The 12,935-nt window shown below is 54.7% G+C and carries 9 protein-coding genes and 1 tRNA gene; 5 read left to right on the top strand and 5 right to left on the bottom strand.

What is annotated here, in order from left to right:
• The first annotated feature begins 57 nt into the window (after positions 1-57).
• Complete coding sequence (locus H7846_RS17130; protein ID WP_255460714.1) at positions 58-1,428, top strand: DUF5107 domain-containing protein; 1,371 nt, start codon at positions 58-60, stop codon at positions 1,426-1,428.
• Positions 1,429-1,453: 25 nt separating this feature from the next.
• Here H7846_RS17130 and H7846_RS17125 read toward each other — a convergent pair whose 3' ends face one another.
• The gene (locus tag H7846_RS17125) at positions 1,454-3,760 is read right to left on the bottom strand and encodes a winged helix-turn-helix domain-containing protein (protein WP_186693919.1); all 2,307 of its coding nucleotides are present in this window, start codon (positions 3,758-3,760) and stop codon (positions 1,454-1,456) included.
• A 199-nt stretch (positions 3,761-3,959) separates the two neighbouring features.
• On the opposite strand from H7846_RS17125, the gene H7846_RS17120 reads away from it, so the two are divergent.
• Both H7846_RS17120 and H7846_RS17115 read left to right on the top strand, forming a co-directional pair.
• Positions 3,960-4,619 carry a peroxiredoxin gene (locus tag H7846_RS17120; protein ID WP_186693917.1) on the top strand — a complete coding sequence of 220 codons (660 nt, stop codon included), beginning with the start codon at positions 3,960-3,962 and terminating at the stop codon, positions 4,617-4,619.
• Between the two features lie 80 nt (positions 4,620-4,699).
• The gene (locus tag H7846_RS17115; RefSeq protein ID WP_186693915.1) at positions 4,700-5,317 is read left to right on the top strand and encodes a PEP-CTERM sorting domain-containing protein; all 618 of its coding nucleotides are present in this window, start codon (positions 4,700-4,702) and stop codon (positions 5,315-5,317) included.
• A gap of 142 nt (positions 5,318-5,459) precedes the next feature.
• Here the strand turns inward: H7846_RS17115 and H7846_RS17110 are convergent.
• The 4 genes from H7846_RS17110 to H7846_RS17095 all read right to left on the bottom strand — a co-directional run bounded on the left by H7846_RS17110 (position 5,460) and on the right by H7846_RS17095 (position 9,494).
• Positions 5,460-5,536 (bottom strand) — tRNA-Pro (locus H7846_RS17110).
• Between the two features lie 63 nt (positions 5,537-5,599).
• The gene (locus tag H7846_RS17105) at positions 5,600-5,872 is read right to left on the bottom strand and encodes an oxidative damage protection protein (RefSeq protein WP_186693913.1); all 273 of its coding nucleotides are present in this window, start codon (positions 5,870-5,872) and stop codon (positions 5,600-5,602) included.
• A gap of 73 nt (positions 5,873-5,945) precedes the next feature.
• Entirely contained in the window at positions 5,946-8,609 is a 2,664-nt protein-coding gene (locus tag H7846_RS17100; protein WP_186693911.1) for a ribonuclease R family protein, read from the bottom strand.
• Positions 8,610-8,642: 33 nt separating this feature from the next.
• Positions 8,643-9,494 (bottom strand): hypothetical protein, encoded by an 852-nt coding sequence (locus tag H7846_RS17095; RefSeq protein ID WP_186693909.1) that lies wholly within the window; start codon positions 9,492-9,494, stop codon positions 8,643-8,645.
• A 392-nt stretch (positions 9,495-9,886) separates the two neighbouring features.
• Between H7846_RS17095 and H7846_RS17090 the strand changes: the two genes are divergently transcribed.
• Positions 9,887-10,252, top strand: a complete 366-nt coding sequence (locus H7846_RS17090) for a PadR family transcriptional regulator (protein ID WP_186693907.1) — start codon at positions 9,887-9,889, stop codon at positions 10,250-10,252.
• Between the two features lies 1 nt (position 10,253).
• Complete coding sequence (locus H7846_RS17085) at positions 10,254-12,896, top strand: ABC transporter permease (protein ID WP_186693905.1); 2,643 nt, start codon at positions 10,254-10,256, stop codon at positions 12,894-12,896.
• Positions 12,897-12,935: the final 39 nt, after the last annotated feature.

Here is a 12,935-nt window from a genome sequence, read left to right as displayed (position 1 = left end):
ATCCATCTCTGCTTCCGGCATTGCATCATCTGCAAACCTCTTGGAGGGATCGCATCCATGAAGTTTCTTCGTCCTGTTTTTGTCTTGCTTCTCTTCGGCCTATTGTCGCCTTCAGTGTTGGCATCTTCTGCTCAATCCAACTCATGCTCGATCAAGCCCGGTAGATATCTTGGATGGGATTCGCAGACGGTTGCCAATCATTGGGTCACATTGATCTTTGTGCCGCAACTCGGAGGCAGGCTGATGCAGGTTGAATTCAACGGCCACTCCTACCTCTTCTCGAACCCGCAATTTCGGGGCAAATACATCTCACCTGCTGAGGCCAAGGGCGACTGGATCAACTATGGTGGCGACAAGGTCTGGCCCATGCCCGAGGGCAGCCAGGATGAGCATCACTGGGTCATCCAGTCCACTGCTATCGATGATCTTCCATATCGTTTCGAGACGATCGCTCAGGGGGAACGCTGTACAGTTCGTCTTACCGGCCAGCCCGACAAGATCACTGGTATGCGCATCGTTCGCACCATCACGTTAGGCGCGGATTCGCCAGAGATCCGCTTTCATGCCGTGATGGAAAATGCGACACGGCATCCCATTACCTGGTCAATCCAATCTGTTTCGCAATATGATCTTGCCGACCCCGCTCATCCAGAAGACTTCAATCACGATTTCTGGGCCTATACACCACGCAGTGCCAATTCTTCGTTTCCCGATGGCTATCATGTGCGTTATGGTCTTGCCGAAGACCCCGCTTTCTCTACGAACGACGATCTCTTTCGGCTTCATTGGTCTTACTTTGGCAATGAGGTCTGGCTCGATAGCACTGCGGGTTGGCTTACTATCGTCGACAAGACCAGCCGGTATGGCATGGTTGAACATTTCTCTTTTACGAAATCCGCGGATTATCCCGGCAAGACGACGGTTATTTTCTATAAGAACGGACCCCACGTTCAGTTCGATAAGAAAGGGATTGCATCTATCAGGGGAGCCTCGCCGGATACGACGCCCTACTACATGGAGGCAGAAATTAATTCGCCTATTGTCTCGCTTGCCCCAGGCGAAAGCTATGCCTTCGACACGACTTGGCATCCGATTGCAATCGCATCGGAACCGAAGCTGGTCTCTGATCCAGGCGTTGTGACTTCAGCTCTGTCTGCGACATCCCAGCTTGGAGGAATCACCCTGCGGGGAGATTTCTCTGTATTTTTTCCTGGCCGCCTTGTTGCTGTTGTCTATAACTCGGGAGGGGCTGAGATCAGTCGCAACGAACTTGCTTCAGTAGACCCGGCACAACCAGTTCAACTCAATACGAACTTGCCCGTTACTTCGGAGGCCCATCGGGTCGCGCTCAAGCTGCTTAGTGATTCGGGAGAAGACTGGGGAACACTTGCCAGCGCCATCATCGAGACGAATGGCACCATCAAGTGAAGTGGTCGTATTTCTGACGAGTTTCTTACGGGGGCGATGTGCGGCCTGCCCAAACATTGCTGGTGACAGTCAGGCTGGGGAAGGCCAGCTTTTTGCCATCGCGCGAAGGGACACCCCAAATTGCAATAGGACTTTGGCGCAGGAGCGTGACGTGTCCAGCTTGATTGACGTATAGAAGGTTGTAGCTGGTCGTTGTCTTCGTTTCCACAAAGAACCCCTTTGCATCGGAAGCCCAGGTCACTCCGCGCATGGCACCAAAACCAGGCACTGGAATCGTGGATGGCTGTATTGAGCGATGAGGTGAAAGAGGAACTAATTGAATATCTGGATTTTCGGGGTCGTGATTTGCGATAGCTACGATCGCTCCATCCGGAGAGACGGACCAATCACCGAGTATGTTTGGTTCCCAGGGGATGCGGGCAACTTCCTGTTGCATACCTTGAACGGGATCAAGGGCATAGAACACAGATTCTTGATTGTCGTTCGTCTCTCGCATCACACAAGATCCCTTGGAGGAAGTCGGGCAGTGGAATTCTTCGATGGTGCCCGTCGTATGGAGTTGCGTTGGTTTTCCGCCTTCCGAAGGGACACTGAATATGCCGACTGCATGACTCGGCGATCCGGCAAATTCCGTGAAGAGGATCCACTTGCCGTCTGGGCTGAATTCAGCCATAGCCGCTATATTAGGCAGTTGCGCCACAACCTCCATCTTGGCTTCTCCCAGTCGCTCTTTACCGATGACGGCGTTGCGATCATTCCGATCAAATAAGACCGCATCGCCATTGGGAGTCCATGTATGAGGATAGTTATTCCTCGAGTGATCAGTCAGCCGCGTCGCTTTTATTAGTGTGGGTCCAGGCCAATGAATCTCCGCTACATAGACGTCGCTCGTGCGACTGCTCAAAACAGTCCCTATCCAATTTCCATTGGAGGAAGCTGAGAGGACGCCTGGGGGCCCCCATACATCTGGCACCTGAGAGGTGCTCACGGCTTGCGGGTGGGAAAGAAATTGCCCTGTGCTCCGATCTGTGGGGATCATCATGATCTTTGCGCCATCGAAATCTCCCGTTTTTTCCGGGTGGAAGAAGCGCCCGTCCTTGAGCAGAAATCCAGAATCAAACTGAATATTTTCCTGCTTGCTCAGCAGTTTTCCAGTGCGAACATCCACGGACTCGTATGTTGATCGTGGAGATGGATCGGCGCCGGCTGAATTTGTGGAGGGATCACTGGCTGCACTTACTCGGTCGTCGATCAACCGATCCCCTTCAGGTGACCAAAGCAGACAGGTAAATCTGTCTCTATTCCTTTTGGGGATTAACAGATGAGCATTTTCTCCGTCTTCATCGGCAAGCCATATTTCGCTGTTCCCTGCGCGTGTATAAGCAATGTGGTTGCCATCTGGGCTAGCAACTGCCAATCCCGCATCGTCGACTAACAGGTGTGGTACCTCTCCGTGCAAATAAACAACCCAGACCTCACTTCTGTGACTAAGCAGGTTACTGCCGCTAACTAGCAACCAATTTCTACCGGGATGCCAGGCCAGCCGGTTGGCCTGGAAGGAGGACGGCGAGGTGAGCAGGTGATCTGTACCGTCGCCCAAATTATGGACCGAGATACCATAACGATCGCTATAGGCTACTAATTGTCCGTCGGGAGAGATGGCTTCCGATGTGATCCTGTTCTCTTCATCATTGAAGGTGATCTGAGTCAGAGATGGACTGAGATGAGATGTCCCCCCTGGCGATGCAGCCAGCCTGGCTGAGCGATGTCTCATGGCGGCAGCGCCCAGCGCCAACAGTAATAAAGTCGCTACACCAAAAAGAATCCTCGGAGACATGAAACGATGGCGTTCGGTCTGTAAAGGGGGTTGAGCTTTCCACGATGTGTCCTCCCCTGATTCGGACGGGCTTTCTACGAGAGCAGCAGTGTTAAGATCTGCCTCCTCGAGCGTGACCACTTCCTGGACGGGTGGACGTTCGTGGTCAGTATTCCTCGAGTCTTCAATCTCCTCCACGGGCGCGATGAACCGATACCCGAGCCCGATCACGGTCTCAATATAGGTGGGTGTAGCGGGATCGTCGTCCAGCTGTGCTCTTAGCCGCCTCACAGCCGTGTTGATCCCTGTGACAACATCAATGGTGTTGCTGTCCTCCCAAAGTGTGAGAGCAATCTCCTCGCGTGTAATCAGTTCACCGTGTCGTGTAAGAAAAAGCGTGAGCAGCTTGAGGAGAGAGACAGAGAGATGCACGCGCCGTGTACGCCTGCGCAGCTCCTGTTGGGCCAAATCAAAGCTGAAGGGGCCAAACAGGAAAATTCTTGCAGTGTCGTTCATATCGTAATCACAAATTTTGAGTCCGGTTTTGCTCTCATCTAACTCGCCGAAATGTAGTTTAGCAATGCAGAATGAATAGCTTAGATTGTCATATCGATTTCACATCGATTTTAGGCAGATTCTATGGCCTTTTCCTGAAGCTACCGATAAATTTCCTTCAGTTCCCCAACCCCTCGGACAAATAATCAAGGAGATCAGTATGTCGCTTCGACTTAACGATACCGCGCCTAATTTCACAGCAAACACGACGCTGGGCGCAATTAATTTTCATGAATGGCTCGATGGCCAATGGGCCGTGCTCTTCTCCCATCCCAAAGATTTCACTCCGGTATGCACGACCGAACTGGGATACGTGGCCAGGATCGAGCAGGAGTTTGCCAATCGCAATACAAAGGTGATCGGACTTTCGGTTGACCCTATTGAAGACCACAGCAAGTGGGCCGTGGACATCGAAGAGACGCAAGGGGCCCGCGTGAATTACCCGATGATTGGGGACACGGACCTCGCGGTCGCCAAGCTTTACGACATGCTTCCGGCGGAAGAGACAGGAACTTGCGAAGGTCGCACCGCTGCGACCAACGCCACGGTACGTTCTGTCTTCGTGATCGGTCCCGACAAGAAGATCAAGATGACGATGACTTACCCGATGGGTACGGGCCGAAACTTTGATGAAATTCTGCGCGTGTTGGACTCCCTGCAGCTGACAGCGAAGCACAAGGTATCCACTCCGGCGAACTGGAAGCAGGGGGAGGACATCATCATCGTCCCATCCGTTTCGAGTGATGATGCCAAAACGATGTTCCCAGGTGGTTGGAAGACACTGAAACCCTATCTCCGCATAGCGGCTCAGCCCGATTAGCATTCCGAGGGAGTTGGCCGGGGATCTACGTGATCTCAAATAGTTTGCTATCCATATCTAATTCTTATCGAGGAAATAATATGCCTGCACGTTTTGCCTGGTTGTCTGTAGTTGCGCTTCTCTTCGTTTCGCCTCTTGTATATGCAGACCCACTGCCACCGTCAACAGCGGCAATCTACACGTTCGCGGTAACCGGTTCGGGATCTCTCAATGGGGTCTCGTTCACAGATCAACTCATCACCTTTACGACTGACACCACACTCGCGACTGTCTCTACGCTCACCGGTGGCACGATAGATCGCGCATTGAATGTGCCGACCACGGTGTCTGTCTCGGGCGTGGGATCGGATAGCCTAACCGACAATATCTCCTTCGTTGTGGCTCGTTCCAGCTACCCAAATGCTGGTATTTCGGACCATACGCTGGGTCTGGGCCTGGTGGTGTTGCAGAGCAGTGCATTTGGCAATATCAGCATGTTTGATAGTGTGGGGCCTGTGACCGGGACTGGCCTTCCTCACTACTATGCAGTTACGACTCCAACGAGCAACGGCTCCCTCTATCTCAGCGATATTACGTCAGGAAGCTATACCGCATTGATCGGTGAACAGCCGTCGGTGGTTCCAGAGCCTTCGTCGCTGTTGCTTCTGGGTACCGGAATAGTGGGTGTTGCCGCTTCGGTTCGGAAACGGCTTGCATAGGCTAGGTCTAGCTTTAACCTTAAATAGTTAAGTAACGGTCTGCCTCGGCAGGCCGTTTTCTTGTGGGGCAAATACTGGAAAACAGCGAATCCGCCGACAGATCCACATGCTGGCTATGTCAAGATAAATTGTTGAAAATAAATGGTCGGGACGACTAGATTCGAACTAGCGACCTCACCCACCCCAAGGGTGCGCTCTACCAGGCTGAGCCACGTCCCGACTCTTTGCCTGCTGTCCAGGAGGACAGCAGCGGGGTCAATTTCTTAAGTGTACACGAGCCGATTAGGCAGTGGGAGGAACATATTCTTTCGGGAGGTCTCCACCCTCACCAAAGAAGAACTCGTTCATCTGCTCTACCAGGAACTCCTGGGCCTCACGAGTCCAGGGCTGCAAGCGATATTCATTCAAAAGCATCTTCTGACGCTCCACCCATTCGCCCCAAGCCTTCTTCGAGACATTCTTGTAGATCTTCTGGCCAAAGTCTGAATCAAACGGCGGCTCGTCCAGACCTTCCATCTCGGCCTTGTACTTTGTGCAAAACACCATATGTGCCATCGTGCGAAATAACTCCTTCGGAGTTCTTATTTTACGACGATTTTTCATTCAGCATTCGGTACGGCTGATCCGTCTACCGTCGCCGACCCTTTGCGTTTCGATTTTTGATCTTCCTGGGTTTCGCCTTTTTCTTGCCTTTCTTCGTTAGCGCCTCACCGTACTCTTTTGGCCCCTTATTGGATTTTCGCAAGGAGCGCGAGGAGCCGGTGGCCTCATATTCCGAAGGCATCAGGGCGAATTGCAGCCGTTGCTGCTGGCGGTCGATGCGGTCCAGAAGGACGTGAACCCTGTCTCCGATCTTGAAGACGCGGCCATTGCGTCCGCCAACAATCGTTCGATCGGTGTCGCGGAAGAAGTAACGATCGTCCTGCAGGCTGGCGATAGGAACCATGCCTTCGATGAATAGCTCATCCAGCTCAACGAAGAAGCCGTACTTCGTGCAGGAGAGGATGATGCCCCTGAAGTCTTCGCCTACGCGATCCTGCATGAAGCGAATCTTCTTCCACTCGATCAGCTCGCGTTCTGCGTCGTCGGCGCGTCGTTCGGCCTGGCTGGACTCGGCAGCGATGGCGTTTAGCTCGTCCTCGGGGAGCGGTCCTTCATGCTCCCCTTTTTGCTTCATATTGGGCCGAGCTATCGCATTTTCACCCCAGGGTTGCGGTTCGGTGCTGGGGATCGCGAAGCCGTTCGGGTTCGCTCCTGCTTGCAGCAGGTAACGAAGCAGGCGGTGCACGATCAGGTCCGGATAGCGGCGGATCGGCGAGGTAAAGTGCGTGTAGCTGGGCGAAGCGAGCGCGAAGTGACCGACGTTCGTCTCGCTATAGCGTGCCTGTTTGAGTGAGCGCAGCATCAGGTAGGAGAGGATGCGTTCCTCCGGCTTGCCCTGAATCTTTGCTGTCAGACGTTGATACATCTGCGGCGTGACGGGAATCGCATCGGGAATCTCGTGTGTCTGAGTGCGACGGCCCGAATTGCGTGTGTCGCGACGATCTCCGCGTGTGGTCACGCGTTTGACCGGAAGGTTGCTGAAGCCAAGCGTGTAACCGAACTGCGCTGCCGTTTCTTCGAATTCAACGATGCGCTTCGGATCGGGTGTCTCGTGGATGCGGTAGATTCCCGGGATCCCCTGTGCCTCGATCCAGTGAGCGACGCACTCGTTGGCAGCAAGCATGAACTCTTCGATCAATCGGTGCGACCAGCCGCGCTCGGAGCGAACGATGGACTGCATGTTCCCGTCAGGGTCGAACAGCACAACCGGCTCGGGCAAATCGAAGTCGAGTGAGCCTCGATGCTTGCGTTTGGCGTTGAGTTTGAGGGCAAGCTCGTGCATACGCTCGAACTCTGGAGTAAGCTCTGCAAACTGCGAACGTATCTCCTGGTCGCCATCGATGATCGCCTGCACCTGCGTGTAAGTCATTCGCCGCGCGCTGCGGATGATTCCTTCGCAGACCTCGAAGCCGACGACCTCACCTCGAGTATCGATCTCCATCAGGCAACTCTGCACCAGGCGGTCTTCGTCGGGCCGGAGGCTGCACATTCCGCTCGAAAGCTCGTTGGGAAGCATCGGGATGGCTCGGTCGGGAAAGTAAACCGAGGTTCCGCGCAGTCGAGCTTCGAGGTCGAGTGCTGTTCCAGGCCGAACGTAGTAGCTGACGTCCGCGATGTGGACCTGGAGTTGCCAGTTTCCATTCGGCAACGGCTCGACATAGACGGCGTCGTCGAAGTCGCGTGCGGTTTCGCCATCGATGGTGACGATAGGGAGTCCACGGAAGTCGCGGCGTCGTGCGATTTCATCGGCGTCGAGCGCATCTACTGTCTGCTTCGCTGAGTCTGCGGCTTCTGCGAGAACGTTCGTTGGAAACGTATGCGGGAGATGATGCTTGCGGATGACGATTTCGACATCGACCCCGAATGCGTCGGGCGGACCAAGTACCTCGATAACGCGTCCTCGCGCTGGGCGACCTAGCGATGGAAAACCGGTGATCTCGACATCGACGGCGAGTCCCTCGAGCGGAGTATTTGGATTTTCGGCGGCGGTCCAGAGGCGCTTCTGTTCTTGCGCTTCTTCGCCGAGGACACGGTGCGGTGTCGCGGCAGATTCTGCAACGATCTCGTCGCCTTCGACGATAAGGATCGGTTGCGTCATCCGTTCGTCGAATGGAGTGACATAGTTTCCCTTGGCCAGAGGGAGGTCTTCCCACGGGCTGCGCCGGTGCGAGCGGGCATAGTGGAAGATGCCGACGACCGTCGGGTTGCGTCGCGTGAGTACACGAGCGACGCGTCCGGATCGCCGTCCTTCGCGATCGCGCGGAGCTTCATCGACGAGCACCTCGTCGCCCTGCATGGCTCCGTTGAGTTCATTGGGCGGGATGAAGAGATCCTGTTCGCGATCGCCGCTACCGTTGGGTCGGACGAAGGCGTAGCCGTCGCGGTGCATGTCGATGCGCCCGGCGACGAGACGATCGCGAGTTGGATGCTGCTCAGCCACGGTGGTCCGCTGAGGACGCGCAGTCTTGGCCGGTGCGGCGGAAGGGAGACTCCAGTGATCGTGGTCAATCTTGACCAGAGCACCGCGGGCAGTGATGCGGGCGAGTTGTTCAAGAAGGAGGCGGCGTTCGCGTCCGCCTCCAAGTCCAAGCTCGCGGATGAGTTGCTTGTAGCCGGCGCGCTGTCCGGCAGAGCGCTCGATGCGGTGGATCAGCTCGCGATCGGTGTACTTATAAGGATGCCCTGACATGAATGATTAAGGATAATCCTGTCGACGACCGGATCAACGATGCGCTGTCTGCGAGCCGGGTTGATTGTGAAGGATATTCGCCGCCTGTTCCAGCGAAGTGCCGGATGGCGTGGGACGAAAGTCGGTTTTGACCTCATCCTCCTGCTCGTTGATAGTCTTGAAGAGCAGGATGTGGCCGTTGATGTGGACGTGCGATTCGGTGATCTGCCAGACGCCGGGTGCGAGGCGGCGACGTTCAACGTTGAAGGTTCCTCCCTGCTCCATCTTGCCCAGCAGGCCGTAGCCGAACTTTACATCGTGGATGAGTTTTCCGGAGATGCGCTGGATGCGGCTCTCGGGTTTGGAGACGATAATCTCCCCGGCCATGGCGGCGAAGACGCGCGACTCCATGGTGGGAGGGGTGAAGTCTGGATTGGGAACAAAGTTGAAAGTGGTCGCGTCTGGCGTGTCGGACTGGATGGTCCACAGGAAGGCGTCCGGCAACATGCGGAGCATATTCTCGGCCCGCTTGTCGTCCTGCTCGCTGTCTCGACGCCGTTTTGCCTGCTGAGCCGGATCGTGGACGAAGGAGTTAATGCGCTCGTTCTCTTTCTCCAGATCGGCGGCATTGAGCGGCTGGCCGTTCTGCTGAATCTTCTTCTTGACGGAGCCGTTGTCGGTTTCGACGACCAGGTAGACAAACTCCCCCTCGGGCCGGCGGACGGTGGAACGGTATTGCCAGCGGGAGTGGTCGTCGCGGTCCTTTATCAGTTCATTCTCAACAGCAGAACGGACGAGCTGTTGGATGTGCGGGTCCTGGCGGGATTCGGCAAAGGTTCTCGGAAGAAACAGACCGGAAAGAAGTGAGACAGCAAGGGTGCAGCCCAACGTGCCTATTTTCATCATTTAATCCTTGTCCTCTGGGACGTAGGATGCTGGCCAAAGGGCAGCCGTACCTACAGCATACCCGGGGTACTGTTTTGGTTCAAAGTCTTCATAAAAAAGAACATAGGCCCGGACCTCGGCTGCAAATCCTTTGTTTTGAGAGTGATTCGTGCAAAGTATTGAGAACAAAAGAACCCGGAGGATGTCCGGGTTTCTTTTGACTTGTTCTACTTCTATTTTAACAAAGTGATCAGGGTAAATCTGCAAATTCGATGTGGTTTGTTTTGTTTGATTTGCGAAGTTTCGGGCTTGACAGAGATTTTGGTTTACCTCGAATGATTTCGATTGCCAGTCACTGCTTCTTGACATATTGATAGTCGAATGTCTACCATCGCTCTCTCATCGAGGGTCGAATGCCTTCTATCAAAAAACAGGAGAAGCAACGCGGGGCGGTTCTGCAGGGAACGCTGGATATGCTGATCCTCCGGACACTGCTCTATGGTCCTGCCCACGGACATCAGATCGGGAAGCACATCCAGCGAACGACAAATGATTTTCTGCAAATGCAGCATGGCTCGCTCTATCCGGCTTTGCACCGCCTCGAGCAACAGGGCTGGGTTACTGCGAAATGGGAGATGGCTCCTGATCGCAACCGGGAATTCAAGTACTACCAGCTGACAGAAAAAGGCAGAAAGCAGCTCCAGATCGAAGAATCACAGTGGAAGCAGATGATGGAAGCAGTCGCCCGCGTGATGTGGCCTGCCACTGAGGAGAACTGAGATGCGATGGTGGCAGATCAGGAAACGGAATGCGGATTTGGAACGCGAGCTGCGTGCCGATCTTGAGCTCGAAGAAGAAGAGCAACGAGAACGCGGAGTACCGCCAGAAGAAGTCGCATCTGCTGCTCGCCATGCTTTCGGCAATCTCTCTCTTATTCGCGAGCAAACGCATGAAGCCTGGGGTTGGGCACCTATCGAGCGCTTCTGGCAGAACCTTCTCTACGCATTGCGCTCCGTGCGACGATCTCTATTTCTTTCCATCGTTGCCGTCCTCGCGCTAGCGCTTGGCATTGGGCTTAACACTGGCGTTTTCACGCTATTGAATTCACTCTTCCTGCAGCCGCCTACCCTCAAAGACCCGCTTAGCTTCGTGCAGGTGTATCCCCGCTACACAGGGTGGTCCACGCGAGAGGATAGGTATTCCTCGTTCACCACGGAAGATTATGACGCTATTCGCAGTAATTCACAGGCGCTTGAGGATGTAGCAGCATGGCATGTGTCTTCTTCCGTACTCGAAGAGGGGAGTAAACCGAACGCCACGGTGTTGGTTACCTGCAACTACTTTCATATCTTCGGGATCGATCGCCCGTTCATCGGGCGTTTTTTTGCCCCCACTGACTGCAACCTCAACTCCACCGCGCGGGTGGCGGTGCTTAGCGAATCAACCTGGAAGACAGAATTTGCTGGTGATTCACGCATCTTAGGAAAGACGATTCACATTAACGGATCCTCCTTCCAGATCATTGGCATTGTTGCCTCGGACGCCGCAAATTTCTTGCCTGGCGGTGTTTTCGTTCCGTATACGATGAAGCCGCTTCTCGACCGTAGCGGAGATCCGCTCAACAATCCGGATATGCCCTGGCTATTCATGGCAGGTCGGTTGCGCCCGGGGTTCTCTCGAGTTGATGCGCAGGCCGAGTTATCGACCATCATGAGCCAGCAAGACCGCGCTTACGTCAAGCGTCGGATTTCCGTTTTCAACCGTAAGACGACTCTCGTTCTGGCCAATGGATCGTTCATCGGAAACCCGGCCATTCGCGATCGAGTGGTCATCATGATGACGCTGATCCTCGGACCTCTTTCGCTCATTTTGTTGTTGGCATGCTGCAACGTGACTATGCTTTTTCTTTCGCGCACCGTTACGCGGCGCGGTGAAATCGCCGTTCGTCTCGCATTGGGAGCCGATCGCAGACAACTCGCCCACATGTTGCTGGCGGAAAGCCTGCTTACGACTGCCATGGGTGGGGCTCTTAGTATCTTGCTTGTCTACCGCGTTCCGATGCTGATCATGAATGCCATAGATCCAGGTCGGGCCAACTTTGTGTTGCTCATCCGCCCAGATTGGCGAGTATTCAGCTATCTTGCGGCCCTTGTCGTAACGGCTACCATCATCTCTTCGCTTATGCCTATTCGTGCCGCGTGGAAACTCGACTTGCTCTCTGCGCTCAAAGGGCGCGAGAGCTACGCTACCGCACGTTCCAGAACCACAAGTGGACTGATCATCGTGCAGATCGCTCTCGGATTTGTGCTCGTATGTGCAGCCGTAATGTTCGCTCGCATCCCCAGCCAGATCACCGGCATGAATTCCGGCTTCGATATCCATCACACGATAGGCGTGCCGCTCGTCGTGGATACGTCTGCCGCGAATCATGCTAACGCGCTCACCTTTTATCGCACGCTCGAATCGCGAATCATGGCGATCCCCGGCGTTCAATCGCTGGCTTATGCTAGCCTTCGACCCTTCGGCCAGGTTCCTCCAACGGAAATTCGACTGCCCAGCCAGACAGCAGGACAAGGAAAACCGGTTTCGGTCAATAGTGTTTCAAATGGCTTCTTCTCGACCTTTGGCATTCCGCTGATCAAAGGCCGCTCCTTCAACTCCGCCGATCCAACTTCGTCCACTGTAGATTCGGTCGCAGTAGTTTCGCAGGCATTCGCACGTGAGTTTTGGCCGGCAAACGACCCCTTGGGCAAGTCAATCATCACTCCCGACAATCGCCATCTCATCGTCGTTGGAGTTGCAGCGGACATCCAGTCCGAAACCTTTGGCAGCACAGATGGCCCACGCCTCTACACGCTCCGCGGTCCTGCCACACTGGGCGACAATCTTTATGTGCAATTTGACGGCCCCCCGAAGCCCGTGGAAAACGCAATAAGAGACACAGTCAAGGCGCTCGACCATACACAAATCATTGCCCCAGAAACTATCTGGGAATCCCTGGAGGCCGACGCCGCGTCGTTGCGTTCGCTCGCTGGGATCATTCTCATCATGGCTTCCATTGGATTGCTCATGGCCGTCGTGGGTGTCTACGGAGTTCTTTCGTTTGCCGTCAACCAACGTCTCCGCGAGTTCGGAATTAAAATGGTTCTCGGCGCAGATCGCGGCACAATCTTCCGTTCGGTCACCTTACAAGCCATTCGCAATATCGTCTTGGGACTTCTCTGCGGGATCGTACTTGCAGAACCTGCAATGTGGGTATTAGCTCGATTCCAGTCCGGATCTCCACTGCCCCTGCGCGGGTTCGACATGTTCGTCTTCGTCGTGTCCGGGCTCCTGCTCGCTGTGGTTTCACTGGCGGCAACCTGGCTCCCAGCGCTGCGCGCCACACGCGCTGACCCAATGCAGGCATTGCGGGCTGAATGATGAGAAGGGAAAGGTGTCGGGTGCCCTCTATGATGATGG

The sequence above is a fragment of the Edaphobacter sp. 4G125 genome (genome assembly GCF_014274685.1).
Taxonomy (GTDB): Bacteria; Acidobacteriota; Terriglobia; order Terriglobales; family Acidobacteriaceae; genus Edaphobacter.
This window is presented reverse-complemented; position numbering and strand designations above follow the sequence as displayed.

What these genes read in the sequence shown, in the direction of transcription:
- H7846_RS17120 (WP_186693917.1), top strand. Translation starts at nt 3,960, where the DNA reads ATGTCGCTTCGACTTAACGATACCGCGCCTAATTTCACAGCAAACACG.
- H7846_RS17100 (WP_186693911.1), bottom strand. Translation starts at nt 8,609, where the DNA reads ATGTCAGGGCATCCTTATAAGTACACCGATCGCGAGCTGATCCACCGC.
- H7846_RS17095 (WP_186693909.1), bottom strand. Translation starts at nt 9,494, where the DNA reads ATGATGAAAATAGGCACGTTGGGCTGCACCCTTGCTGTCTCACTTCTT.
- H7846_RS17115 (WP_186693915.1), top strand. Translation starts at nt 4,700, where the DNA reads ATGCCTGCACGTTTTGCCTGGTTGTCTGTAGTTGCGCTTCTCTTCGTT.
- H7846_RS17130 (WP_255460714.1), top strand. Translation starts at nt 58, where the DNA reads ATGAAGTTTCTTCGTCCTGTTTTTGTCTTGCTTCTCTTCGGCCTATTG.
- H7846_RS17090 (WP_186693907.1), top strand. Translation starts at nt 9,887, where the DNA reads ATGCCTTCTATCAAAAAACAGGAGAAGCAACGCGGGGCGGTTCTGCAG.
- H7846_RS17085 (WP_186693905.1), top strand. Translation starts at nt 10,254, where the DNA reads ATGCGATGGTGGCAGATCAGGAAACGGAATGCGGATTTGGAACGCGAG.
- H7846_RS17105 (WP_186693913.1), bottom strand. Translation starts at nt 5,872, where the DNA reads ATGGCACATATGGTGTTTTGCACAAAGTACAAGGCCGAGATGGAAGGT.
- H7846_RS17125 (WP_186693919.1), bottom strand. Translation starts at nt 3,760, where the DNA reads ATGAACGACACTGCAAGAATTTTCCTGTTTGGCCCCTTCAGCTTTGAT.